At 47.5% G+C, this 25,548-nt stretch carries 21 protein-coding genes; 13 read left to right on the forward strand and 8 right to left on the reverse strand.

The window, feature by feature from the left end; translation table 11 throughout:
* Positions 1 to 194 precede the first annotated feature (194 nt).
* The 4 genes from CRO25_RS10870 to CRO25_RS10880 form a co-directional block, all read right to left on the reverse strand.
* Positions 195 to 983, reverse strand: coding sequence for a formate/nitrite transporter family protein (locus CRO25_RS10870; RefSeq protein ID WP_053784134.1), 789 nt, complete (start codon positions 981 to 983; stop codon positions 195 to 197).
* Between the two features lie 104 nt (positions 984 to 1,087).
* A complete protein-coding gene (locus CRO25_RS10875) occupies positions 1,088 to 1,306 on the reverse strand; it encodes a hypothetical protein (RefSeq protein WP_256863622.1) in 219 nt (72 codons plus the stop codon).
* Positions 1,307 to 1,342: 36 nt separating this feature from the next.
* Positions 1,343 to 1,567 (reverse strand): hypothetical protein, encoded by a 225-nt coding sequence (locus CRO25_RS33020; RefSeq protein WP_143806529.1) that lies wholly within the window; start codon positions 1,565 to 1,567, stop codon positions 1,343 to 1,345.
* Between the two features lie 132 nt (positions 1,568 to 1,699).
* Complete coding sequence (locus tag CRO25_RS10880; RefSeq protein WP_079694978.1) at positions 1,700 to 2,689, reverse strand: zinc-binding dehydrogenase; 990 nt, start codon at positions 2,687 to 2,689, stop codon at positions 1,700 to 1,702.
* Positions 2,690 to 2,826: 137 nt separating this feature from the next.
* Here CRO25_RS10880 and CRO25_RS10885 point away from each other — a divergent pair, with 137 nt between their 5' ends.
* From CRO25_RS10885 to CRO25_RS10900, 4 genes are all read left to right on the forward strand, one after another.
* A complete protein-coding gene (locus CRO25_RS10885) occupies positions 2,827 to 3,702 on the forward strand; it encodes a LysR family transcriptional regulator (protein ID WP_079694979.1) in 876 nt (291 codons plus the stop codon).
* Positions 3,703 to 3,708: 6 nt separating this feature from the next.
* Positions 3,709 to 4,809 carry a low specificity L-threonine aldolase gene (locus CRO25_RS10890; protein ID WP_079694980.1) on the forward strand — a complete coding sequence of 367 codons (1,101 nt, stop codon included), beginning with the start codon at positions 3,709 to 3,711 and terminating at the stop codon, positions 4,807 to 4,809.
* A gap of 209 nt (positions 4,810 to 5,018) precedes the next feature.
* Positions 5,019 to 5,489 carry an SMI1/KNR4 family protein gene (locus CRO25_RS10895; RefSeq protein ID WP_072735051.1) on the forward strand — a complete coding sequence of 157 codons (471 nt, stop codon included), beginning with the start codon at positions 5,019 to 5,021 and terminating at the stop codon, positions 5,487 to 5,489.
* 32 nt (positions 5,490 to 5,521) lie between these two features.
* On the forward strand, positions 5,522 to 6,415 hold the full coding sequence (locus tag CRO25_RS10900) for a LysR substrate-binding domain-containing protein (protein WP_079694981.1): 894 nt from the start codon (positions 5,522 to 5,524) through the stop codon (positions 6,413 to 6,415).
* Positions 6,416 to 6,460: 45 nt separating this feature from the next.
* On the opposite strand, the gene CRO25_RS10905 is transcribed toward CRO25_RS10900, so the two are convergent.
* Positions 6,461 to 7,450 carry an aldo/keto reductase family protein gene (locus tag CRO25_RS10905; protein ID WP_079694982.1) on the reverse strand — a complete coding sequence of 330 codons (990 nt, stop codon included), beginning with the start codon at positions 7,448 to 7,450 and terminating at the stop codon, positions 6,461 to 6,463.
* A gap of 140 nt (positions 7,451 to 7,590) precedes the next feature.
* Positions 7,591 to 8,622, reverse strand: coding sequence for a PocR ligand-binding domain-containing protein (locus CRO25_RS10910; protein ID WP_072735054.1), 1,032 nt, complete (start codon positions 8,620 to 8,622; stop codon positions 7,591 to 7,593).
* Positions 8,623 to 8,992: 370 nt separating this feature from the next.
* Here CRO25_RS10910 and CRO25_RS10915 point away from each other — a divergent pair, with 370 nt between their 5' ends.
* From CRO25_RS10915 to CRO25_RS10930, 4 genes are all read left to right on the forward strand, one after another.
* Positions 8,993 to 10,135: a glycerol dehydrogenase gene (locus tag CRO25_RS10915; RefSeq protein ID WP_079694983.1), complete on the forward strand. Its 1,143-nt coding sequence runs from the start codon at positions 8,993 to 8,995 to the stop codon at positions 10,133 to 10,135.
* Positions 10,136 to 11,905 (forward strand): dihydroxyacetone kinase subunit DhaK, encoded by a 1,770-nt coding sequence (gene dhaK, locus CRO25_RS10920; protein ID WP_079694984.1) that lies wholly within the window; start codon positions 10,136 to 10,138, stop codon positions 11,903 to 11,905.
* Between the two features lie 450 nt (positions 11,906 to 12,355).
* Positions 12,356 to 13,531, forward strand: coding sequence for an alanyl-tRNA editing protein (locus tag CRO25_RS10925; RefSeq protein WP_079694985.1), 1,176 nt, complete (start codon positions 12,356 to 12,358; stop codon positions 13,529 to 13,531).
* Between the two features lie 76 nt (positions 13,532 to 13,607).
* Positions 13,608 to 14,912, forward strand: a complete 1,305-nt coding sequence (locus CRO25_RS10930; protein WP_079694986.1) for a DUF1963 domain-containing protein — start codon at positions 13,608 to 13,610, stop codon at positions 14,910 to 14,912.
* A 207-nt stretch (positions 14,913 to 15,119) separates the two neighbouring features.
* Here the strand turns inward: CRO25_RS10930 and CRO25_RS10935 are convergent, their stop codons facing one another.
* Together CRO25_RS10935 and CRO25_RS10940 are read right to left on the reverse strand one after the other, a co-directional pair.
* Positions 15,120 to 15,461 (reverse strand): DUF1801 domain-containing protein, encoded by a 342-nt coding sequence (locus CRO25_RS10935; protein ID WP_064641114.1) that lies wholly within the window; start codon positions 15,459 to 15,461, stop codon positions 15,120 to 15,122.
* A 2-nt stretch (positions 15,462 to 15,463) separates the two neighbouring features.
* Positions 15,464 to 16,039 (reverse strand): GNAT family N-acetyltransferase, encoded by a 576-nt coding sequence (locus tag CRO25_RS10940; protein WP_079694987.1) that lies wholly within the window; start codon positions 16,037 to 16,039, stop codon positions 15,464 to 15,466.
* Between the two features lie 256 nt (positions 16,040 to 16,295).
* On the opposite strand from CRO25_RS10940, the gene CRO25_RS10945 reads away from it, so the two are divergent.
* From CRO25_RS10945 to CRO25_RS10965, 5 genes are all read left to right on the forward strand, one after another.
* On the forward strand, positions 16,296 to 16,751 hold the full coding sequence (locus CRO25_RS10945) for a GNAT family N-acetyltransferase (RefSeq protein WP_079694988.1): 456 nt from the start codon (positions 16,296 to 16,298) through the stop codon (positions 16,749 to 16,751).
* Positions 16,752 to 17,108: 357 nt separating this feature from the next.
* Positions 17,109 to 18,461 carry an amino acid permease gene (locus tag CRO25_RS10950; protein ID WP_143021545.1) on the forward strand — a complete coding sequence of 451 codons (1,353 nt, stop codon included), beginning with the start codon at positions 17,109 to 17,111 and terminating at the stop codon, positions 18,459 to 18,461.
* 253 nt (positions 18,462 to 18,714) lie between these two features.
* Positions 18,715 to 21,816 (forward strand): ATP-binding protein, encoded by a 3,102-nt coding sequence (locus CRO25_RS10955; protein WP_079694989.1) that lies wholly within the window; start codon positions 18,715 to 18,717, stop codon positions 21,814 to 21,816.
* Entirely contained in the window at positions 21,791 to 22,894 is a 1,104-nt protein-coding gene (locus CRO25_RS10960; protein ID WP_079694990.1) for a response regulator, read from the forward strand. The genes CRO25_RS10955 and CRO25_RS10960 overlap by 26 nt, the downstream gene beginning before the upstream one ends.
* Before the next feature lie 198 nt (positions 22,895 to 23,092).
* Entirely contained in the window at positions 23,093 to 25,546 is a 2,454-nt protein-coding gene (locus tag CRO25_RS10965) for a X2-like carbohydrate binding domain-containing protein (RefSeq protein ID WP_079694991.1), read from the forward strand.
* Positions 25,547 to 25,548 lie beyond the last annotated feature (2 nt).

Here is a 25,548-nt window from a genome sequence, read left to right on the forward strand (position 1 = left end):
CCAAGCCTTGTAGCCCCATTCGGGTACAAGGCGGGTAGAACCGAGGGCAGATATATAGGGAACCTGCCCATAAACAAACACCCGCGCAACCTTCATCACAGGATGGAAAGGTTGCGCGGGTGTTTGTGGTCTGGCTTACCGTCCAGCCAAGGTCAGGTGACCGGGCCAGTAAGGGGGCTTTTTTTGCCCAAAGATTAGTGTGTCTCTTCGTCCAGAAACGGTTTGTTCACCGCATAATACATGAAGCCCATCAACAGCACGCCGCCCACCAGATTGCCGAGCGTGACCGGAATCAGGTTATGAATAACCCCGCCGAATGAGATCGTCCCTGGATGGTTCAGTACCAGCGCAATCGCAAACGTACACATATTGGCGACGCTGTGCTCATATCCCGAGATGAAGAAACAGAAGACAAAGAGCATCATGGCGAACATTTTCGCACCATTCTCCTTCATGAACATTGGCACAAAGAACGCCAAACATACGAGCCAGTTACACAGAATGCCCCGGAAGAAGAGCTGCATGGCTGGTGCCTCCATCTTGTGCTCTACGACACTCAGCAGAAAACCATTCACCTGAGATGAATCGAACAGACCCGTCAGGTAGATTAACAGGGCAAATACCGCTGCACCCATCAGATTCCCACTGTAACTCGCGATCCACAGCTTCACCACTTCGAACCATTTCAGTTTTTTGCGTAAGGCAGCATAAGTGTAGTAAAACGTATTTCCAGTGAACAGATCACCGCCACCATAGGCAATCAGAATAATTGCCGCGCCAAACGTGAGGGCAGCCATAGGGTATGTAAAAGGGGAATCCTCCATATAAAAGAAGTTACCCGTCTTGAACGCCACGATGACGCCAAACCCGATAAACATGCTGGCAAGCATGGAGCGTGCAAGGTACCTGATCAAGCTTTGTTTGTAAATCTTGTGTTTCTTCAGCGCCAACTTCTCAACGTTGCGTAAACCTTCCGTTTCCATAATTCGCCTCCTGTTTTCCTGATGTCTTGTTTACATTATAACGAAAATATGGAAGTTGGGGAGGGTTGGCCTGGATTTGTGATGTTTATTTAATAGGATAAGAACTAAGGGCTGGGCGGAAGAATGATTGGACGAGCAGCCAGCACCTCCTCCACAATCTGTTCGGGTGTCAGGTCTCGATCATCCCAGAAAATCAGATTGCTGATCTCCGCGTAAGGCATCTCTTGCTCTAACTCGGTTAGCATCTCATCCAGTTCATTTTCTGTTCCTTCGGCATTCATCAGTTTGCGAACCCTTTCGACCAAATGCAAATGGTTAGCCATATCGATACCTCCTGAATGATTCATAGAGTGAACAAACTAGTCTTTCATGGGTTGATCCAATGGATCATACGTAACGATCACCGGTAAAAATTTGGGCTCAAGCATCAGGCTAATGAGTTGTCCGTTTTGATCAGCATAAGAAATGAGATAGCTTCCAAAATGAGATTCATAGATGAAATCCCTGTATTGAAAGGATCGTTCGGGGTACTTTATGTTCACATATAGCGTAGTTACCCCGCGGGCAAAGGTTGCTTTCAACATCGGAATTTGGGCCAAAAGTATAATCGCGACAAGAACAATTGCTGTACGTTTAGCGAGACGGGTCAGATGGATTCACCCCATTATCGTAAAATGATTTTACCTAATTAATGAAGGTCCATCTAAAACCAGATGTCACTCCACGAGTATAGCAAGATTGCCAAACTGCTCTCCCTTTTCCATACGTTCGAATGCTTTCACTGTGTCCTGTAGCGGATATATACCATCGATCACAGGATGTATATCATGTTTCTCCACCCATTGCAGCATCTGAATAAACTCTTCACGGCTGCCCATGGAGGTGCCAATCAGGCTAACTTGCGGGAAAAAGATCGAGCGGATTGGAACAGCCAGATCATCTCCCGAGCTTGCGCCATACATCACGATACGGCCACCTGGTCTGATTATATCAAAATATTTTGGGAACATGGCTTGTCCGATGCTATCCAAGATGAAGTCAACAGGATCAAGATCATTCTGCAGACTCCAGTCTGCATGACTGTCTAGAGCTTGGAAAGCGCCCAGACGCAGGGCCTCATGTCTCTTGGCTTCACTTCTGGATGTAACGGTTACCTTGGCACCCGCAGCTACGGCCATGAGCAGGGCATAGGTCGCTACACCGCCGCCAATACCGGGAATGAGGATATGTTCACCCTGCTTAAGTCCGCCACGAGTGAATAAGGCGCGGTATGCTGTCAAAGCCGAAAGGGACAACACCCCTGCTTCCACCCATGATAGATGAGAGGGTTTGGGCAAGGCATTTCTAGCAGGCAGCGTAATATATTGTGCGAGAGTTCCATCCGTAGGGCCTCCTACAATATCGGGCACAATAGGTACTTCAACAGCGTGGTCCCAACCGAGAGTAGGGTGAATAATGACCTCATCACCTACAAATAAGTTCTCTACATCATCTCCAATTGCTATGATTACACCTGCTCCATCGGAACCAAGAATGAGTGGTGTGTCCTGGGATGTACGACCTGCCATGATGAACAGATCACGATGATTAATTCCAGCAGATTTTAGTTGGATCTGTACTTCACCGGCTTCGGGTGCTCGAGATGTTGACTCTGTATATTGAAGACCTTCAAGGCCGCTATGGCCGGAATGTATAATAGCTTTCATTTTCAAAATTCCTCCTTGTGTATATAAAAACTTCACTACTGAGCCTCATTGTACAGATGGGGCAGATTCACGTAAAATGAACAAAAATGAATGTCAGTATCAATTCAGATAATAGATAACAAGCAGGTGATCAGTGCATGGATGCAGGAGATTTGAAAATATTTCAGACGGTTGCCCGCGAAGGCAGTATCAGCAAAGCAGCATTAGCGCTGAATTATGTGCAATCCAATGTAACAACACGAATTAAACAGTTGGAAGATCAGCTGCAAGTACCGCTGTTTCATCGCTCCAACCGGGGCATGTCGCTCACACCAGCGGGTGAGAATTTACTGGGATATGCGGATAAAATATTACATTTGTTATATGAAGCGGAGCAGGCAACGCAGGTCGGGAATCCACCTGCTGGGATACTCCGTCTTGGCGCGATTGAGACCGCAGCCTCCAGTTTTCTTACGCCGCTGCTCGCTGAATACCGTTTATGTTACCCCGAGGTTCAGCATTCATTAATTACAGGGGGTACACATGAACTCAATCAGAAGGTCATTCAACATGAGCTGCATGGAGCTTTGATATATGGCCCAGTCGACCACCCTGAGCTGGACTATATGAAAGTGTACGACGAAGAGTTGGTACTGATTGCCGAACCCGGAACCCATGAACTGCATGATTTATTGTGCAAACCGATGTTGTTTTTTGAAATAGGCTGTACACATCGTGCGCAGGCAGAAGCCTTTTTGAAAGATCAAGGCGTGCACACTCTCAATGTCACGGGATATGGAACACTGGACACCATTATGAATGGCGTATCTGCCGGGTTGGGTGTGTCATTGCTCCCACGCTCCTCGGTTATGAAAGCAGAAGGGAGAGGCGAAGTTACAGTGTTTTCTTTGCCTGATCCGTATCGCAGGTTGGAGGTAGGATTTGTGCATTCCCGGAGTGAGCATCAATCCGGAGCGCTGGGTGCACTGGTGCAGATGATAACGAAGCAAAAAACCAGAACAATAAAGGAGTAAATAACCTTGAAGAATACAGAGTTAACATTAGCTGAAGCCTTTAATCAGGCAGAGTTTATTATAGGCGGTCACGGAAGTCGTAAAGTCAAAGTACTTCAGGAAGCGCTGGAGCAGGTGGATGGGGAACAGTATAGTGATCATTATGGCAACGGCAAAATCATTGATCGATTCCAGCAGCAGATGGCTGACGTTCTGGGTAAGGAATCAGCTGTATTTTTCCCCAGTGGTACGATGGCCCAGCAAATCGCCTTACGTATCTGGTGTGATCGCAAAGGCATCAAGCGAGTAGCCTATCACCCATTATCTCACCTGGAAATCCATGAGGAAGACGGACTGAAGGAACTGCATCAGATTGAATCCATTTTGCTGGCGGATAAGGACCGATTGATTCGATTAGAAGATGTGGAGGGGATGAATGAAGAGATTTCCTGCCTGCTGCTTGAACTGCCCCAACGCGAGATTGGTGGACAATTGCCTGCCTATGAAGAGTTGGAAGCAATCTCGGCTTATTGCCGTGAACGCGGAATCAAGCTTCATCTAGACGGGGCACGTCTATTCGAAATCACGCCTTATTATCAGAAGACACCCGCCGAGATTTGCAGTCTGTTCGATAGTGTCTACGTGTCTTTTTACAAAGGCATTGGTGGAATTGCTGGGGCTATATTGGCAGGGGATACGGATGTTATGCAAGAATCTAAAATATGGAAGCGTCGGCATGGCGGTGATCTGATTGGCCTATATCCATATATTCTTAGTTCCCAATATTATTTCAATGAACGGATTGGCAAAATGGGGCTTTATTATGAGCAGGCGAAGGAACTTGCTTCCTTGTTAAATGCGTGTCACGGTATACGTACATTGCCAGAAGTACCCGTCTCCAATATGTTTCACGTACATTTTCCCTTGGCCCAAGCCGAGGTGGAGCGTATTCTAGCATCCATGACCCAGCAATTCGGGATAGGGATTACTTCATACTTGCAGCAGACCAGTGCTAATAGCTGTGCCTTTGAATTGTCAACGGGGGATCGTTATCAGAATGTACCCAAGGACAAGCTGCATTCAGCGCTGCAATGGCTGGATGAAGAACTGCGGAAACATGTGAACTAAAATATGCCATGGTTATTATGTTTTATTCTGCCTTATCCACTTGCTGGATAGGGTATTTTTGTTGCAGGAAAAGAAAGATAGGTGACGAAAGGTACTTTAATGCAGCAATAACAGTAATAATGTAGCTTCTGGTATCATCGTGTCGTTAATAGTGAACATATTTTTGGACCAAAATTTCATTGATTTTCATTTATAGAGGAGGAGTTCAAGTGGAGTCGAAAGAATTGGAACCCATTCGTGATCTTTTGGTTGAAGCTTACAATACAACAATGGGAGAAGGGTGTACTCCTGAAACGCAACAGAGCATTGAGGATTTTGAGCAAAAGTATAACGTGAAATTGCCCGCAGTGTATCGTGAGCTCTTGCTTGAATTTGGTGCATGCAACTTCGGCGATCCTGCCTTGTATTCGGTGAAAGAATTGAATTGGGCATATCCCGAGTTCCTGGATGTATATCGTGAATATGAGAAGGAATACGAGTTGCCCGCTGATCTGCAACCATTTCCAATTGGTGGGTTTGGCGAAGGAAGCATTGCTATACTGGATCAAAATTCTGGCAAGGTCCTGATGTTAATCCACGATGCGGGAGAACTGCCTCTTCGTGAGATTGCCGTGGACTTTAATGAATTAATGACGATGCTGGCTGAATCAGCTGTTTGGGTTCAGGAACAGATGAAGTAACAGGCTAGTCGGAAGGGAAGTACACCAGACGTATGGATATTCGAAAACTACGATACTTTATCACCGTGGCGGAGGAGCTTCATTTCCACCGTGCGGCTGAGAAATTAAATATGACGCAACCGCCGCTGAGCCAGCAGATTCAGAATCTGGAAGAAGAGCTCGGCGTGAAGCTGTTGGAACGCACAAAAAAAATGGTTCGTCTCACGGCAGCCGGTGCCGTGTTTCTGGAACAGGCGAGGCTGATCATGGCCCAACTTGAGCGATCCATCCAGCTTACGCAGAAGGCTGACCAGGGGATCATTGGACATTTAACGGTTGCTTTTGTGGATTCGGCTTCAGGGAGTATTATGGTCGATGTGTTGAGAAAATTCCGTGCGGCGTACCCGCAGATTGAACTTACGTTGCGTGAGATGACCTCGTCCCAACAATTGCAGGCACTAGCAGATGGACAGATCCATATTGGATTTTTGCGGTATCAGGATCACAACGGAGATTTGTCGTTCCGGGTCTGTCAGACGGAAACATTACTCGCAGTGCTGCCAGACCATCACCCTTTAGCTTCACAGACTCAGGTGTCCATAACAGAGCTGGCAGACGAAGATTTTATTTTATTCCCACGGCATCTGGGTTCTCCGTTCCATCGTCTCGTTCTGGATTATTGCAGGGAGCATGGTGTAGATCCTCGTATTACACAGGAAGCCATTCAGATGTACACGATTGTGAATCTCGTTGCAGCGGGTATGGGTATATCCATCGTTCCTTCTTCAGTAGATGTGTTCGAGCGGAGGGGGGTGGTATTTCTACCATTAGCAGAAAGTCCGCCCTCCGTACCGTTGTACACGGCATGGCGGACGGACATGAATCAGGAAGTGATTTCCCGTTTTATGAATATTGTAGATGAAATCGTTGATGGGAATATAAGTTGAGCTAAAGATTATTACACTTGCACTACGATGACCGAACAACCTGTTCTAACCCGTCTTGGCAGGATCTCTTTCAATCCACTCACCCAATATTTCATCAATGCGGGACAGGATGTCCCGATCCAGTTGAACACCAGAGGCTTTCACATTCTCAAGGACTTGCTCTGGACGGGATGCCCCAATAATGACGGATGACACATACGGATGCTGAAGAACCCAGGCGACGGCAAGTTGAGGGAGCGTCAGCCCGATGTCTTTCGCGAGTGGAATAAGCTGCTGAACAGCAGTCAGAACGTCGTCACGTAACCACCGACCAGCAAGATTATTGAAAAAGGGTGCTCCAGCCTCGGCAGCTGCACGTGATCCGGCTGGCAGCGCTTCGTGCGGAATATATTTACCAGATAGTATGCCCTGAGCCAGGGGAGACCATGTAATGTGGCCCAGACCTGCTTGTGTACTTGCTGGTACAACTTCCTGCTCAATAACCCGCCATAACATGGAATACTGTGGTTGGCTCGCAATAAAAGGCACGCGAAGCTCCTTAGCTAATGCGGAACCTTCTTCAATCTGAGCCGCAGTCCATTCGCTAACTCCAATATAGTGAACCTTGCCCTGACGAACCAGATCGGCAAACGCAAGGAATGTTTCCTCCAGCGGCGTATTTGGATCATAACGATGAGCATAATAGACATCGATATAATCAGTTTGCAATCTTTGCAATGAAGCGTTGCAGGCCTCCATGATATGTTTGCGGGAAAGTCCTCTGTCGTTGCGACCCGAGCCGGTTGGATGACAGACTTTGGTACACAGCTCAATACTTTCTCTTCGAGTCTCCTTTAGAGCATGTCCTAACACCGTTTCTGCCTTGGTGTTGGAATAGACGTCTGCCGTATCAAATGTCGTGATGCCTGCCTCCAAAGCAGCCTGGACACAAGCTTTTGCGGTTCCATCATCCACTTGTGCTCCATGCGTAATCCAGTTGCCCAGTGAAATCTCACTGACGGTTAAACCGCTGTTTCCCAATTTGCGATATTCCATTCGTGACGCCTCCCTAAGTAATCTGGACTCCATTGTAGCAATGGCAGATTAATAGGTGAAATATCTTTTAACCCCATCTTTGATATGAAAAAGATATCACTGAGTTTTCTCTTGTAACGAAAACGTATGGTTAAACGCGCTCATTGTTCTTGCATGTATTTGCGATATAAGGCTGGCGTAATCTCCTCGAATTTCTTAAATATTTTGATAAAATAACCCGATTCATTGAACCCCAGTTCATCACTGATCTGTGACACGGGCATGTCCGTAACTTCCAGCAATTGCTTGGCCCATTTGATTTTGAGTCGTGCAATATAAGTCGTGAAGTTCTCACCTGTTTCCTTAGCAAACAGCCTGCTGAAATAACTTGGACTCAGGTGGCACAGATCGGCCATTTGTTTAAGCGAGACTTGCTCACTCTTGTGACTGTGAATATATTCAAAAGCAGGTTGGAGCACCGGGCTGGAGCTCTCTGTATCACTTGCACTATTTTTAAGATAGGCATCCGCAATCGCATTGGTCATTTCTTTTTTGATCGACTCAATATTACGAATGGAGTATCCGGGCAGAATAGTGGACAGATTCAGAGACTCCTGATGACCCGAAGCTTTCTCGAACATTTCCACCAGTAAATTTTTGTTTAGTGCTTCCTCCACGATGTAGTTACAGAGTAAAGAAAGCATGTTGGAAATTTTCACAACCTCTTCATAGGTCATGACAGGCAACTGGTCATAATCGTCCTGTAATTCCTTTAGCTTTGCAGCATGCATAGGCACGTTCTTGGACGTGACGATCTGTTCCAGTTCCGTCCCTTTCTCCGGGTCAGCGAGCTTCACCTGTCCTGCCATTACCGCACCGATATATTTTCCATCAATGGTGATTGGAATCGCGATATCCACGATATTAAAATGACACAGATATACATAAGGTTCGTTCAATCGAACGGCTTCCAGACCACCACGAGAATCACATTTCTGGCAGTAGGGGAGCAGTTCGGGATCTTTGCGAACATTTTGGCAAAAGGCCTGACAGCTGCTATGGCTGGTTACGGGAATGCCTTTATAATCAACGGTTAGAATAGCCAGCTTGGTCACAGTGGCAAGAGAATCCTGTAGACGCTTCCATTTATTCAGGTCGAGGATTTTATTGATGTGCAGATATTCTTTAATCATGGGTGGAACCCTCCATAGCTAACCTGATGAATGATTTCGTTCGTTAAAAGTTAGCAAGTTGTACATATTAAGATGAGTTAATGACGGGTAATGTATAGATGATGTCAAAAATTAACCTATCGCATGACAATAAGATACCATGATTCCGTTGAAAAGCAAAAAATTACGATTGCAAATTATAATAATTTGTTATCAAAGTCCACTGTAAACCTCACATGCATGGTATATATTTAGGTTAATTGTGAGTATTTAAAATTTAATGTTTAAGTTCATCTAAGAATTACATCAGATAGCCTTGTTGAAGGTTTGCAGGACATTTATGCAGTAAACGAAAACGAACTTATATCATCCATAGGAGGTTTATATCATTATGAGAAAAGCATTTATTAGTCCAACGAAATATGTGCAAGGCGAAGACGAATTGTTGAACCTCGGTTACTTTGTGAAATCCTTTGGTGAATCTGCATTGCTGATCGCACATCCGGATGATGTACAGCGTGTAAAGGCGAAGCTCGATGCAACGGCACAAAAATTCAATATTACGTTTGTTGAAAGCGGTTTTAGAGGGGAATGTTCCCGCGAGGAAGTTGCTCGTCTCCAGGAAATTGCGAAAGAAAAAGGATGCACATGTACAATTGGCCTCGGTGGCGGTAAAGCGATCGATGCAGCCAAATGTGTGGCAGAAGGCGAAGCGCTAATCATCTGTCCTACCATCGCAGCAACGGATGCGCCAACAAGTCACTCTGCTGTGTTGTATACGCCGGAAGGTGCTTTTGATGACTATGCGTATTTCAAACAAAGCCCTAGTGTTGTTCTCGTGGACACAACGGTTATTGCAAACGCACCAACACGTTTCCTTGTATCGGGTATGGGTGACGCGTTGTCTACGTACTTCGAAGCAAGAGCTACAGCAAAGTCGTACTCTCGTGTTAACGCAAGTCTGCCGATGGGTTCCCGTGAAGGATACACGCCATCCGCAGTAGGTACGAATGCAGCACTTGCTCTCGCAAAACTTTGTTATGAAATGCTGCTGACGGATGGATTGAAAGCAAAAGTAGCCAGTGACAGCAACGTCGTGACTCAAGCGCTGGAAAACATCGTTGAGACAAACATTCTCTTGTCTGGACTTGGATTTGAAAGTGGCGGTCTGGCTGCAGCCCATGCGATCCACAACGGTTTGACTGTTCTGGAGGGTACACATCACTTCTTCCACGGTGAAAAAGTATCATTCGGTACGATTGCACAACTCGTCCTTGAAAATGCACCAACCGAAGAGCTGCATGAAGTCATGGACTTCTGTCTCACAGTGGGACTGCCTGTAAGCTTGGCGGATATCGGTGTAGATACCATTAGTCAGGAAGAGTTGTTGAAGGTGGCCGAGATCGCATGTATTCCGGAGGAATCCATTCACGCTATGCCGTTCCCGATAACTGTTCCTGAAGTGGCTGCTGCCATTGCGGCGGCTGACCGTATGGGACGGGACTACAAAGCAGCTCGCCGGGAGGCGAAATAAATGAAGAAAATCATCAATCAGGCTGAAAATGTTGTCATGGAAATGTGCAACGGCATTGCGCTGGCGCACCCGGAGCTTGAATTTTTGAAAAAATATAAAGTCATTAAACGCAGAGAGATTAATGGGGATAAAGTTAGCCTCATCAGCGGCGGTGGTAGTGGTCATGAACCTGCCCATGCAGGTTACGTTGGCAAAGGCATGCTGGATGCTGCGGTCTGTGGAGATGTATTCGCATCTCCTTCCCAGATTCAGGTATATCAGGCGATCAAGTCCACAGCCAGCAAGAAGGGCACGCTGCTAATCATTAAGAACTACAGCGGCGACATGATGAACTTCAAGAACGCGGCGCATCTTGCCGAGGAAGATGGCATTGACGTGCAATATGTACGGGTTGAGGATGACATTGCTGTTCAAGACAGTCTGTATACGGTAGGGCGCCGCGGCGTTGCCGGAACCGTACTGGTACACAAAATCGCTGGAGCTGCAGCCGAAGAAGGCCGCAGTCTGGCAGAGGTGAAATCCGTTGCTGAGAAAGCAGCCCAGAACGTTCGCAGCATCGGATTTGGATTCACATCCTGTACCGTGCCTGCCAAAGGAACACCGACATTTGAAATCGCTGAAGATGAGATGGAATTCGGTGTGGGAATTCATGGTGAGCCCGGCATTCGCCGCGAGAAATTGGTATCTGCGGATGAGCTTGCAGGACGTATGGTTGAAGCACTGCTTGCAGACATGAAGCTGGACAACGATGCTTCCGCTGAGATTGCTGTGCTTGTCAACGGATTTGGTGCTACACCTTTACAGGAGCTCTATCTGCTCAACAACTCGGTTCAGCGTGAGCTGGCACAGCGTTCAGGACTGGGTGTAGCCACTACGTTTGTTGGCAATTACATGACGAGCATCGATATGGCAGGCGCATCGGTAACCATCCTGAAAATGGACGATGAATTGAAAACATTGTTGTTTAAGGAAAGTGATACACCTGCTTTCAAAGTATCTGGCCCTCCAGTAGCGCAAGTGGCATATTCCGAAGCATTGGAAGCCGTCGTAACTGAAGATGCGCCAGTATCCTATGAAGTGGAAACACCTGCAACGTCTGCGGTGATCAACAACAATCAATTCTCCCTGGATAATATCGTCTACCTGATCGATAAGATGAGTGAAATCATTATCAAGAACGAAGTACCATTCTGTGAACTGGATTCCCATGCGGGTGACGGCGACTTTGGTATGAGCGTAGCGAAGGGCTTCAGACAGCTCAAGCGCGAATGGAACCATATCGGGAACGAAGAGAACAAGAATATCGGTTCATTCCTCGATGCATGCTCTCTTGTCATTATGGAATACTGTGGCGGTGCATCCGGCCCAATCTGGGGTTCGGCATTCCGGGCAGCAGGCAAAGCCGTTGGTGACAAGCAGCAATTGAACGTTGCAGAGTTCGCTGACATGATGCAGGCGGCAGTACAAGGGATTCAATCTACAGGTGAACGTTCCTTCGGACGTGGTGCCGTTGTAGGTGACAAGACATTAATTGACGCACTTGTCCCTTGTGCAGACTCATGGACGCAAAGTTCGAAGTCTGGAGCTGACTTCAAAACGGCGTTTGCCAAAGGTGCCGAAGCGGCAGTAGAAGGCGCGAAGAAAACAGAAGACATCGTGGCACGTATGGGCCGCGCGGGTGCTGTTGGCGATCGCAGTCTGGGCTACCCGGATGCTGGAGCGTATGCGCTGGGTGTTATTTTCACAGAGCTATCCCAGGCAATGAAATAAATATGGAGTGCAACGAGATTACACTTGGTCACTCCGATTGCAGACCATACTTGATTTAGACACTCAGGAACTACACAGACAGAAAACCTTTCGATCTCTCTTACCCCCGGATTTCAATGATTTTCCCCTGAAGGGAGAAATCCGGTGATAAAGGAGTACGCTCCGCTTCTTCAGGTCCTTTCTGTCTGTTTCGCTCTTGTGTCTATACCAAATTAATATGACTGCATCTCGTTTTTGTGTAATTATAAGGTTCAATCCATATCCAACGTTTCATTAACGTGGATAGTGGATATAAGTATGGAGACCGATCTGTAGCTTGGCTTACAGAGCGGTCTTTTTTGATATGGAAAAGCGAAGATGTGAGTCGGAAAATTTGGCTTGGAGGTTCCAGATAGTGTAATCTGGAGAGTATGGACAGCCATTTGAACGAGAAGGGATCGGGATGATTCGATGACGCAAAAAATCTATTATGACTCCGCGTACACACGGGAGTGGCATACACAAATTACAGGCAGAGTGGACAAAGAAGATGGTATATATGTCACGCTGGCGGAGACGGCTTTTTATCCGCATGGGGGTGGACAGCCTTGTGATCTGGGGCAGATCGGCGGCATTGATGTGTTGGATGTGATTAGTGAAGATGGTGAGGTGCTGCACAAACTGGAGCGTGCGACGGAGCAGAATGACGTGGATTGCCATATCGACTGGCAGCGCAGATTCGATCATATGCAGCAGCATAGCGGGCAGCATTTGCTGTCGGCTATTACGCTGAAGCTGGCAGATGCGATGACGCTCAGCTTTCATCTGGGCACAGATTACATCACGATCGATGTGGCAGCCGAACTGGGAGCGAATCAACTGGCTGCAATTGAAATGGAAGTTAATCAGCAGATATACCGGAATGCCAGAATCAGCAGTTCATGGGTCACTGCGGAAGAGGCGGCACGTCTGCCGCTGGTGAAGCAGCCTTCCGTAACCGAAGATATTCGCATCGTGGAGATCGAGGGCGTGGAATATAACGCTTGTGGTGGAACACATGTGTCAGCCACAGGAGAGATCGGAATTATTAAACTGTTGAAAACCGAGAAAGTGAAGGGCGGCACCCGGATTTATTTTAAATGCGGATACCGTGCACTGAATGAATTCAGCGCCGCGCAAAGCGTGCTGACCGGAATTACAGCCAAATTGAAGACCAGCCGGGAAGAGCTTGCGGATCGGATCGACAAAATGGAAGCAGAGCAAAAGCAGCTGCAAGCAGAGCTGAACGCTGTGAAATCTTCCAATGACGCTTATTATGCACAAGAGCTTTTATCTGCACGGGAAGGGCTTGTCATTGCCCAAATCTTTGAAGACAAATCGCTCAAGGATATGCAGAGTCTAGCGACCAAGCTGACATTAGAACATGAGGGACTTGTACTCTTTGCGAGCATCTCGGAGGCCAAAGTTGTATTAGCACAGAACGGGCAGCCGCCGGAGTGGGCTTGTGGACCTTTCTTCAAGGGCAATCTCGGAGCCTACCAGGGCAAAGGTGGCGGCAGCGAAAAAATGGCTCAGGCGGGTTTTGCCAGCAGCGAAGATGCGCTCGCATTTTATGAATTTACGAAGGACCAACTGGGACATCACTAATCTACCATCCCACTGATCGACATGATGGAGCTTGTAGAACGTGAAGAAGGATCAAAAGCATAGGGGGTACCCATAGATGACAGAACGCATTCCGTGCATACGAGAGGGGTGCCCAAATACGATTTTGCCAGCAACGGCTGCCAGAACAGGTGGGTACTGCATGCCTTGCAAGCAAGAGATGGAGCGCGAGGCACATCAGAGATACATTGAAGCCAATCGGCGCGACGTGGACTTGTATGAGGGAATCATGGACCCTGTGGAGATTTTGAAAATCATGCATACACGTCAGGATCATGATCCACTAATCCGTTATGTGGCATACGAGCATTCCAAAGAACAGGTGTATCTGTCCTTGTCTACGGAGCAGCAAGCCCTCATGATCGATTATGCGATGCAACTGATTCGTACGGGGGATGACGATACAGGTAAAGATATTTTGGTGTATCTGGTCTGTTACCATGATACGTCGTTGTCTGCACAGATTCCTGAGCTGTTGGAGCACGAAATCTATTATCCTGTCATTTTGTATAAGAGCGCCTCGGCTGAAGTACGTGATCAACTGTTGCAGCGGGTGAACACCGATGATGAGAATCGGAATAATCTGTTGCTCATGCTCGCCTATATTGGAGATGAAGTGGTTGTACGTCAGTTCCAGCAATGGAGGCAGTCTCCGCCTCGCTGGGCAGATCAGCTGCATGTCGCACCTGAGCACTATACTACCGAAGCCGGTTGGGAGTTATCGAATGAAGGCCAGCGCAGGGATTTATTTATCACTCCAAGTTATTCACTCTATAAAGTAAAAGAGAATGAAGGGGCTGACGACACATCTATTGGCAATTCGATCTCCATGCTGTTGACCAGTACCGATAACTGTGAGTGGTGTGGCGGTCCGTTAACGACCTTAATTGATCTGGATGTACAGCATCCAGCACTGCAGGATGTTGCATGGAATAGTGAGCGGCTTCAAGTGCAGACTTGCGTTATATGCAGTTGTTATGGCGTCGTTTATATGGAGATGGATTCAGTAGGTGAACCGTGCTGGAGTGCGCATAATGTGATGCCGATGGGAGCGGATGATCTTGACCCGGACGACTATGTTCAGCTTGCACCGGATGCAGGCCGGCAGTTTTGGATTGCGACTGCACCACGTCATGCGTTCCATGGCAGTGAGTGGGCGATGGAGCCTTCTACATCCCAGATTGGGGGCCATCCCGGATGGGTTCAGGATGCGGAGTATCCGAATTGTCCATGCTGCTCTTCTAGGATGAGGGCCGTTGGACAAATGGACTGGAACGAGGTTGAGGAATACGGGGATGGCATGTATTACATGTTCATTTGCGAGCCGTGTCAGATGACGGCGGTAACTTATCAACAATCCTGATGAGGGAACTCTAATGATCTGTTATTGCATAGATGCGATTTAAATTTGTATTGACAGCTGCATACCCAAAAGGGGCTATCCCATATGTATTAACATTCTAGGAAGCCCCCTCGTATGATTAGGTCAACCAGATATGCTGGTTGGCCTTTTTAATAGTTGCTATAGTCGGTTGAAAGAAACTGAGACACCTTATATCTCAATTCCAGCTTAAAGTTCTGCGGATGCTTGTGTCAGAAGTGCAGCCAGCCACTCATAGTCAGGCGTATCTTTTTCCTTAATCTTAATTGTTTTACGTTCCGCTGGGCCTTCAAATATCCCATCTGGCAGCTCAAGTCCGGTTGCATTGAAGATCGTGAAGGATACTGCCGGCTTGGAAGGGGAGATGACCGCTGCATATTTACCGTTTTTCAGGAAATGCGGTTTCTTATATTGCACACGTTCCTCTACTTCAGGGATGGATTCATGTACCAACTCCCGCAGTTTACTTGCAACCTCGGCTTGCCAGGGAACCGGGATCTGTTCGATAAATTCAGTGACTTCCGCATTCATATTCATGCTTGTCCACCCTCCACATTGATCTGATTGTGTATTTCCCATTCCGGTCTTAGAATTCCCATCAATAAGCGATCAAAGCGTTTTCCATCACGATAAACGGCTGATCTAGCACGACCTTCCAACTGAAAGCCGACCTTCTCATAGGCACGGATGCCCTTGGCATTATAGGCGATGACATCAAGACCGACCCGGTCCAGATTCAATTCATGGAAGGCGTACCGCAAAATAAGATTCAACGCTTCCGTGCCGTATCCCTTGTTGCGATGCTCTGCGAGTCCAATGCCAATGGCAAGTTGTCCGCATCGGTTGTTCCATTCAATGCTGTGAATGACAACGAATCCGATCAGTCGTTCATCCTCAAGCGTTCGAAGCCGAAAGTAAACTTCCTTGTCCTTCGTCTCGCCTTCATCTTCAAGCTGCTTTTCCGAAAATGGAATGGCAATATCCGTATCCACATTTCGCAAATATTCGGGATCTTCATTCCATTGCAGCATGGTCTGCACATCTTCTGCACGGGGCGGAGTCATTTTCAATCGTTTGCTATAAAACAGATTTTCAGTCGATAGTGTCATGATGGTCTCCTTTTCACAAATTAAGTTTGCTTCACCTCAGTACGACAATTAGCTATATGCTTTCTACGCAATATTCCTCGCTCCTTTGTAATCAGATAGCCTCACTATAATGGAAATTTAAGGGTATCACAATAGACATTTCATTTGTGTTTTTGAAGCTGTTGTCAGAAAACCTGCCATGGTAGTACTATATAATCATTGGACATGTATTCAGTGTAAACAACACACAACAAAATTGTCGGCAGGAGTGGTAGATATGGAGATCAAAGTAGACGATTTGAGCGGTCATCAAGTCATTGGATTAATTGCAGAACATTTGCAGGGTATGGCAGCAGATTCGCCGCCGGAAAGCATTCACGCTCTGGATCTGGATGGGTTAAAGAAACCTGAGATTACATTCTGGTGCGCATGGGAAGCGGAAGAGCTGCTGGGCTGCGGGGCCATGAAGGAATTGAATTCGGAGCATGCAGAATTGAAATCGATGCGTACAGCATCAGCCCACCTGAGAAAAGGCGTAGCAAGACAAATTCTTGCCCATATTATTGAGGTTGCCAAGAATCGGGGATATAAACGAATCAGTCTGGAGACAGGTTCGATGGATTCTTTTATTCCGGCGCGTAAGCTGTATGAGGACTTTGGGTTTGTATACTGTGAGCCATTCGCAGATTATAGTTTGGACCCGAACAGCGCTTTTATGACGAAGGAATTATAAATTACACGATAGGCAGTAAACATAGCAGGAACACAGAAAACCAGCATTCTGTTGCATACAGACCGCTGGTTTTTTTGCGTTTAATGATTGTTTCGCGAAGTGCTAGACTGCAACAAATCATACATATTGGAGATCGTAAGAAGAGTAGAATGTATTCAAATGAACGGATTGAATTGCATACAGATTGCTTTGTATCATTGTGGGGTATAAAACATAGGTCATGTCAGCATTCGTTTGGGATGAATTGGCCGTACGGAACTGCTGGGCTGATCCATGAACAATAGGGTATACTGGAAGTTATGTTTCAGAAAACATAACAGAAGATTACAGACGTTTTTTACATCAGGAGGACTTGAATTGGCTCAGACAGAAGGAACATTGCAGAAGAAACTTAAACCAAGGCATATTAGCTTTATGGCTATGGGCGGTGTCATTGGAACCGGAATTTTCAAAGGAAGCGCCGAAACGATTGGACTTGCAGGTCCAGGAGTCATTGTAACGTACATTTTTGCAGGCTTATTGTTACTGGTTGTCATGGCTGCGATGGCGGAAATGGCTACAGTGTACAAGAACAAAAATATGAAAGACTTTGTGCAGGAAGCGTTCGGCAGCAGAGTCTCCTTTATCATGGGATGGATGTATTGTTTCCTCTGGTTGTCGGTTTGTGTAATTGAGGTCATCGCAGCAGGGAGCTTTTTGCAGTACTGGTTCTCGGAAGTACCGCTGTGGATGCTGAGCTTGGCATGTGCGGTGTTTATTATACTGATTAATCTGCTGAGTGTAGGGGTATTTGGGGAATTTGAATTTTGGTTGGCTGGTATTAAAATCGCCATGATTATTATTTTTATTATCCTTGGGGCGGGTCTGATCTTCGGGATCATTCCAAGTGACAATACGCCTTATCTGCATAATTACACGCAAGCAGGCGGTTTCTTCCCTAATGGATGGTCATCGATCTTCTCAGCATTATTGGTTGTCATGTTCTCGTATGGAGGATCTGAGCTGATTGGCTTAACCTTAACGGAGACGGAAAATGCGGACAAGGTGATGCCCAAAATTGTAGGGAACTTTATGCTGAGAATCATTTTATTTTTTACGCTGCCGATTCTCATCATCTGTGGGCTCATTCCGTGGAATGAGCTGGGGCCTGAAAGCAGTCCGTTTGTACAGGTGCTGGCTTCCACGGGACTTCCGGGTGCAGCACATATTATGAACTTTATTCTGGTGACCGCCGTTCTGTCTGCTGCGAATTCGGGCATTTACGGCGCATCCCGTATGATGCATTCCATGGCGGTAGGTGGTGAAGCTCCCAAGGCATTATCACATACGAATCGCAACGGCAGTCCGGTAAATACACTGCTGGTATGTGCTGTGATTCTGCTTGGGGGCTCCATGCTGGGGCTATTCGCACAAGATCAGCTCTTCCGCGTGCTGCTGGCGGTTCCGGGGTTTGTCGTGATGCTCGTATGGATCTGTATTGCCACCTCACAGCTGAAGCTGCGGAAAAAATATCCGGTGCAACCGACATTTAAAGTTTGGGGATTTCCTTACGTAACTGGAGCTGCTGTGCTGTGTCTCGGCGTTATTGCAGTCATGTTCGTGTTTGATGAAGGCAACCGTTTCAGCATAAGCATCTGTCTAACTGTACTCGTATTACTGATTCTCTGGTCTCTGATTCGATTCCGGAAGACAAAGGGACGGGTTTTATAATCCTGTAAGAGTATAATATTTGTACAATATCAAAACATCCTGGCGCTTGCGTCAGGATGTTTTTTTGTCGAAAACGAGAAGCAGACAGCTCATTTGAGTTGGGTGAGATGTTTAATTCATACAATCAGCGGACGATCGATATCAAAATTGTTATGATAATGTCGAAGGCTTTTTAATAGTTTTTTTTGAAATACTTCGATATGATAAATCTATTTCGAATCTTTTCTCCGATGACAGGAAGGAATACGCAGTCATGAGAAGACAATTACTTGTTCTAATTGGTATGGTCGGCGTTTTTGCTGGAGCGACCTCAATCTTTATCTATGAATGGCTTCATCCCAACGTGCACTATCCGGAGGCGAGGGAAGGCGTACTGGATGCCAGACAGTGGGATTTTGCTGAACAGGGGATCATCCCGCTTCGCGGGGAATGGGAATTCTACAAGGATCAACTGCTGACACCCAGCGACTTCGCCAATCGGGGCGCGAATCAGCAACTAAAACCGCACATTCTTCCTGTTCCCGGAGGATGGAAGGGAGAAGTGTCGGAAAGCGGCTATGGTGCGGGGACGTACCGTCTGCGACTGTTGGTAAACGATCCCGAGGATTATGGACTTAGAGCCAAAAAGATTCGGATGGCGAGTCGTATTTATATGGAAGACGAGGAGCTTGGCGGTACTGGACAACCCGGATTATCGGCAGCCGAATTTGTGCCCAGCAATTTTCCGTTCTTTGGAATGATCAAGTCCGAAGACCGGACCATTGAGATTCTTGTCCAGGTGTCGAGCTATCGGTACTTGCAAGGTGGACTTGTGCAAGCACCTGAGTTTGGACTGGCAACGGATGTTATGACCCGGCGGGACAATGCCCGAATGGCTGACGTCATCGTTATCACCACGTTGTTCGTTTTTGGCATTTATTTTGCAGGCATGTTCAGGCAATGGCGGCGGGAGCCTTATCTAATTTTCTTTAGCTTGTTCTGTCTGACACTAGGATTGTTTTTCAGCATCGACAACGAGATCGTTATGGCGACTCTGTTTCCCTCGATGTCGTTTCTGCTGCTGCAGAAGCTGCTCTTCATTCTTCCGTATCTGGCGATCATGTTCTTCATTCACTATGTACGCATTTATCTAAACGAGAGAAGCGGATATTTGTTCAGGGGAGTTCGCTGGTTTTCCTATGTGTATCTGGTTTTACTGATTGGGTTTCCCAATGATCACCTTTTGTATCTGTTGTGGCCTGGCGTATTTTTGCAGATAGTGGCCTTCGGGTTTATCTTTGCTTCAATTTTTCGCAATCGCCATCACGGGGTCAGAATTTACTATATTTTGCTTGGTGTGTTCTTTTTGATTATTAGTTGGATTTTCGCACTGACCCGTTATCAATTGGCGCTGGACAGCCCGTATTACATCATCGTTACGCTACTGCTAGTCGTGTTGTCACAATCATTCCTGATGGGGGACCGGATTCGTGAGGCTCTCCTGCGCAGTGAACGCCTGGCTGATCAATTGCTTATCTATGACCGGCAAAAAGATGAGTTTCTGGCCAAAACGTCGCATGAGCTTCGCACGCCTTTACATGGTATCATCAATCTGTCTGAAGCCCTGCTGGAGAATAAAGAAGCACCGCTTGCAGCGGAGCATCGTGAGAACGTCAGGTTGCTTCACCTGATCGGAAGGCGACTTGCCGGACTGGTGAATGACATCCTTGATATGAATCGGATTCGGTACGGTCAACTCTCCGTGCAAACGAAACCTGTAGACCTTTACATATCAACCGATTTTGTTATGGAGACCTTATCGATCTCGCCCGTTAAGAGCGGAGTCAGGCTTGTAAATGAGCTGCCTCCCAATCTACCTCTTATCATGGCTGATGAGAACCGGCTTCGGCAGATTTTGCATAATTTGTTGGAGAACGGATTGAAGTATACGGATCGTGGAACGGTCTCCATCTCAGCGGAGAGAAGGGCTAATATGCTGGCGATATCCGTTAGCGACACCGGAAGGGGTATTCCTCCGGAGATCATGGACGACCTGTTTCAGACGTTCTTTCAATATAATGAGCAGGGTGCGCATTCGCGGGGCGGTATTGGACTGGGGCTTGGCATATCGAAGCAACTTGTCGAGTTGCAGAGCGGACATATGCAGATAGAGTCTGAGGTCGGCAAAGGTTCCAGGTTTACATTCATGTTGCCAATTGCACGGCGCGGGGAGAACCAGGTGGCGGCCACTATTGAATACGCTGGACATAACGAGTATAAGAATTATACGGAGTGTGAGGCACATATCAAGCCTGAAGAGAACCCAGCGCTGCTCCCTAGGGTTCAGCTAGCTGTGGAGGTGCCAGATGAGGCGCTCCATATTCTGATTGTCGACGATGAACCCTCCAATCTGAAGGTCGCCATGGACGTGGCAGCTTCCATGGGGTACACGTATACGGCTGTGGGAGGCGGCGAAGAGGCACTGGGGGTGTTAAGGCGCAAGAAGCCGGACCTTGTTCTACTCGACCTGATGATGCCCGGCGTATCGGGATTGGACATCTGTAAGGACATCCGGTCGATTCACGGGCTGGCTGAGCTTCCGGTGCTGATGCTGACCGCTTCGGGGCAGACGGGGGATATTCTGGCAGCCTTTGCAGCAGGGGCCAATGATATTGTGCAGAAGCCTTTTGAGCTGGCAGAACTTAGAGCACGAGTGCAATCGCTTCTGGCGATGAAAAGCTCCTCTGAGCAGGCGGTACGCCGGGAGATGGACTTTTTGCAGGCCCAGATTCCGCCGCATTTTCTGTACAATAGCCTAAATGCACTAGTTGGGCTCAGCTATAAGGACGTGGACAAGCTGCGGGAAACGATCCACCATTTGACCACCTATCTCCGCTCCAAGTTCACATTTATCTTCCAGGGTGATGCAGTACCGTTAGAGAGGGAACTGGAATTGGTACGCGCCTACCTTGCCATTGAGCAGCTTCGCTTCGGTCAACGGCTGAACGTGAGCTACACAATCGATGAAGATGCGCACGGTATGGTGCCCCCACTTACCCTCCAGCCTATAGTCGAAAATGCCGTCCGTCACGGGATCGGACAGAAGCCTGAAGGAGGGACCGTGAACATTATTGTCACCCGTAGCATTAACGGTGTGGAGATCGTTGTCGAGGATGACGGGGGTGGAATGGACGAACAAACGCTAAGATTACTGGAGCAAGGCAAGACTGGGGGAATCGGCATTGGTAATGTGAACCGCAGGCTACAAATGAGATACGGGCGGACTCTGGAGATTCATAGTCGCTTGGGCGAAGGAACCCGAATTACAATTTACTTGACGGAGGAGCCTTATGTGGAAAGCCATTCTGATCGATGATGAAGAGATCGCGCTTGACGTCATGGATATTATGCTGGCCGAAGTTGGCGGTGTGAAGGTTGTCGGCAGGTTTCAGCTGGTCGCCGAAGCGCTCGAACAATGTGGCGCGCTGCAGCCGGATTTAATCTTTTTGGATATCGAAATGCCTGGAGTAAGCGGGCTGGAGGTTGCGGAGGAGATCACTGCGTGCTTTCCCTTTGCTAAGATCGTTTTTGTAACGGCACATGATCAGTATGCGATTGATGCGTATGACACCGACGCCATCGGATATTTGCTTAAACCGGTCGCCAAGGACAAGCTGGCCAGGACACTGCACCGTTATTCCAATCTCCAGGCCAAAAATCGGATTCTAAGTAGCAGTCCTCTAGATCTTGACAGGGGAGTTGCCAACGTTGGTTCAAGCGAATTGGACACTGTCGTTGAAGGTAAGGTATTGCTTTCGCTTAAAGTACTAGGCAGCATGGAGCTGTATGCTGCAAACGGAAGGCTATTAACGTGGAGGACCAAGAAAACGAAGGAGTTATTCGCATTCCTCTGGCATCATCGCGGACAGCCCGTTTACAAATACGCCATATTGGAAAACTTATGGCCGAATGATGCGCCGGAGCGCGGGCAAAAATTGTTGCACACTTCCCTGTATTATTTGCGGAGTCTGTTTAAGTCGGTGGGCTATGGCGAAGTAGTAAGGTACGGCGACGAGCGCTACTGGATTAATCCGGTGTTTATCCGAAGCGATCTTGAAGAGTTGCTTGGTCGAATGAAGAGGGGAGTTGCCGGAACCGAAGCCAAGGACATGCTTCATCTATATAGCGGCAATTACTTCGAGATGGAGCATTATGAATGGGCGGATACTTACCGAATCGAGTTGCGTTCCATCCTGATGTCCTACTTGACGAATGCTCTGAATGGGGCGACGAACGAGCCACGGATAGCGATGCTTCGAAAGCTGATCGATCTGGAGCCCAGTCGGGAGGGTTACTACGATCTACTCATTGACTCCTTGAGGCATGCGGGAGATCTGGGCGGAGTCGGAAATGTGCAGGCTTTGAAGAAGCGAATGCTGCTGGAGGAAAATTAGAGTGTGACAAAACCGATCACAAAAAAAGTATGGGTCTTAAGGTTTACGCCTTTAGACCCTTTTTTTGTCGTTTTATGGGTGGAATGTTGTGAAAATGTTGAGAAGTAATTTGCTAGACTAATGCTGTTGATTGATAGATATCGGACAGCGGTCAACGGATTTGGGATGGGAGCAAAATGAGGGGGAGTGAAAGAAAAGATGATGACATTCAGAAAATGGATCTCGGTGATATTAGCGTTCCTAATAGTAGGAATGCTGGTTCCGCAGTATGCAATAGCCGAGTCGTCCGCATGGGAACTTCGAAGTCCTCTGCCGACGTCTCAGACGATGAACACGGTGGCCTATGGAAATAACATCTTCGTGGCAGTGGGCGAGTATGGAACGATTGTTACTTCCACAGACGGTGTAAGCTGGGCGAGTCCCAAGAGCAATACGTTATTCACTTTGTATAGCGTTGTATATGGCAATGGGAGATTTGTGGCAGTGGGAAGCAGTGGAACGGTTCTCACCTCAACCGATGGAGTGACCTGGCAAAGTCAAAAGGTGGGGAATACCAATATGTTGAGTGTTACTTTTGGTGCCGGCAAATTTGTGGCAGTAGGAGAAGCGGGATTAATACTGCTGTCAAGTGATGGTTCCACCTGGGTTAGCCAAACCAGTAGCGCAACGGGCTATCTCTGGGACGTAACCTATGGTGGAAACTGGTTTGTTGCTGTTGGTTTATCTGGTACGAGGATTGTCTCGAAAGATGGAGTGTCCTGGAAGGCGTACAACAGCACCAATGGAGATTCATATATCGGCGTGACTTATGGGAACAACCGCTTCGTGGCAGTTGATAACCAGGGAGCTATCGTATATTCGCAATCTATCTCGGATTCATCATGGACCTGGGCAATAGGCAAAAATAAAGGTAGTTCCGCTTCAGAGGGCTTTTCTGATGTCAGCTATGGCAACGGAAAGTTCGTGGCGGTAGGACATGGTGGTAAGGTGTACACTTCTTCCGATTCAGCCAGTAGCTGGCAAGTGCAGACTAGCGGCACGGGCAATAATCTTAACGGTGTTGTCTATGGCAGCAACAAATTTGTGGCAGTGGGCATTCGGGGAGCCCTCTTTAGCTCGGCAGATGGGACGATATGGACGAATCGGCTTCAAGGCTCCAGGCAAGCCATCAGAGAAATTAGTTTCATTAATAACCATTTTGTAGCGGTCGGTCCTTACGGAGAGTTGTTTTCCTCTACAGACGGTACATTCTGGGACAGAAAATTGATCGACTCCTCCGTTGGTTTAACAAATATCGAGTATGGTAATGACACTTACGTAGGGGTGGGGTTTAATGGGGCACTCCTTACTTCGACGGACGGAACAGTCTGGGCAAACAGGGCGTCAACCTGGACAGATGCTATATATGGCTTGAGTTATGGGGCTGGGAAGTTTGTAGCGACAGGTAATGCCGGTAAAGTTTGGACTTCGGCTGACGGAGTAATCTGGGCCTCCATTACGAGTCCTACATCGAATACGCTAAATGATACGATATACGCACATGATCGGTTTGTGGCGGTGGGGGTGGGAGGAACGATTATAACTTCGCCTGACGGGGAGAACTGGACGCTCCAAACGAGCGGTTCCCAGGTGAATCTGAAAAAATTAAGCTACGGAAGTGGAAAGTTTGTGGCAGTTGGTGAGTCCGGGACAATCCTGACTTCTGTCAACGGAATGGATTGGGTCGTGCAAGCAAGCGGGACAGCGAACACGCTTAATGGCGTGGGTTACGGCAATGGAACTTTTATAGCGGCAGGAAAAAGTGGGTTACTCTTAACATCAACGAATGGTACGAATTGGACAACTCAAGCGAGCGACAGGCAGGAAGAGCTTAACAGTGTAGGCTATGGTAACAATACCTTTGTGGTGGTTGGGCAAGATGGCATTATATTAAAGAAAATAGTGGAAGCAAACAGCATGATCAATCCGTTGGAGGAAAACTTCGACAAAAATACTACATCAGCGGGTTATGTCAATGTGAATGTTACGCTGACGTTGAACGGAAACATGTTAACCGGTATTGATAATCAGGCATCCTTATTGACTGCAGGCGAGGACTACACAGTTAGCGGTAATATAGTTACCATCAAAAAGGCGTATCTAGCGACACAAGTAGTAGGGACGACAAGTCTGAATTTCACGTTCAGCGCAGGAACATCCCAGACGCTGGACATTTCAATTCGTGATACGACACCGCAAGTTGCTACTGTCAGCTACGGATCAGGCGCTCATGGCACGATCAGCGGAACGAGTGAACAGGTGACAATTGGTGGGCATCCGGTGGCAGTTCCAACAGTGACGCCTGCAAGCGGCTACCGATTTGCAGGATGGAGCAGTGACGGTGGAGTTACGAAGTTCAGCAGTCAGCAGGTAGCGGCTACTAAGATAACTGCGGATGTTACCTACACGGCGCATTACACGTCGTTTGTCATGGGTGACGCGGATGGGGATGGTGTAGTTACGCCTGCTGATGCGCTGTTGTTGACAATGCATATTAAGGGCAAGATCACGCTGACGCCGGAGCAGTTGCAAGCGCTCGATATGAATGGCGACGGACAATGGGACGAAGCGGATATAAAAGCGATTCTCGCCATTGCCGCAGGAAAGGGCTGATT

The organism is Paenibacillus sp. RU5M, from assembly GCF_900221055.1.
In the GTDB taxonomy this organism is placed as follows: Bacteria; Bacillota; Bacilli; order Paenibacillales; family Paenibacillaceae; genus Paenibacillus; species Paenibacillus marchantiae.

Bases quoted from the DNA above. Each gene is read 5' to 3' on its own strand.
- CRO25_RS10915 (WP_079694983.1), top strand. From the start codon at position 8,993: ATGAGAAAAGCATTTATTAGTCCAACGAAATATGTGCAAGGCGAAGAC.
- CRO25_RS10875 (WP_256863622.1), bottom strand. From the start codon at position 1,306: ATGGCTAACCATTTGCATTTGGTCGAAAGGGTTCGCAAACTGATGAAT.
- CRO25_RS33020 (WP_143806529.1), bottom strand. From the start codon at position 1,567: ATGTTGAAAGCAACCTTTGCCCGCGGGGTAACTACGCTATATGTGAAC.
- dhaK (WP_079694984.1), top strand. From the start codon at position 10,136: ATGAAGAAAATCATCAATCAGGCTGAAAATGTTGTCATGGAAATGTGC.
- CRO25_RS10940 (WP_079694987.1), bottom strand. From the start codon at position 16,039: ATGACACTATCGACTGAAAATCTGTTTTATAGCAAACGATTGAAAATG.
- CRO25_RS10945 (WP_079694988.1), top strand. From the start codon at position 16,296: ATGGAGATCAAAGTAGACGATTTGAGCGGTCATCAAGTCATTGGATTA.
- CRO25_RS10930 (WP_079694986.1), top strand. From the start codon at position 13,608: ATGACAGAACGCATTCCGTGCATACGAGAGGGGTGCCCAAATACGATT.
- CRO25_RS10880 (WP_079694978.1), bottom strand. From the start codon at position 2,689: ATGAAAGCTATTATACATTCCGGCCATAGCGGCCTTGAAGGTCTTCAA.
- CRO25_RS10885 (WP_079694979.1), top strand. From the start codon at position 2,827: ATGGATGCAGGAGATTTGAAAATATTTCAGACGGTTGCCCGCGAAGGC.
- CRO25_RS10955 (WP_079694989.1), top strand. From the start codon at position 18,715: ATGAGAAGACAATTACTTGTTCTAATTGGTATGGTCGGCGTTTTTGCT.
- CRO25_RS10925 (WP_079694985.1), top strand. From the start codon at position 12,356: ATGACGCAAAAAATCTATTATGACTCCGCGTACACACGGGAGTGGCAT.
- CRO25_RS10965 (WP_079694991.1), top strand. From the start codon at position 23,093: ATGATGACATTCAGAAAATGGATCTCGGTGATATTAGCGTTCCTAATA.
- CRO25_RS10900 (WP_079694981.1), top strand. From the start codon at position 5,522: ATGGATATTCGAAAACTACGATACTTTATCACCGTGGCGGAGGAGCTT.
- CRO25_RS10910 (WP_072735054.1), bottom strand. From the start codon at position 8,622: ATGATTAAAGAATATCTGCACATCAATAAAATCCTCGACCTGAATAAA.
- CRO25_RS10960 (WP_079694990.1), top strand. From the start codon at position 21,791: ATGTGGAAAGCCATTCTGATCGATGATGAAGAGATCGCGCTTGACGTC.
- CRO25_RS10870 (WP_053784134.1), bottom strand. From the start codon at position 983: ATGGAAACGGAAGGTTTACGCAACGTTGAGAAGTTGGCGCTGAAGAAA.
- CRO25_RS10935 (WP_064641114.1), bottom strand. From the start codon at position 15,461: ATGAATGCGGAAGTCACTGAATTTATCGAACAGATCCCGGTTCCCTGG.
- CRO25_RS10905 (WP_079694982.1), bottom strand. From the start codon at position 7,450: ATGGAATATCGCAAATTGGGAAACAGCGGTTTAACCGTCAGTGAGATT.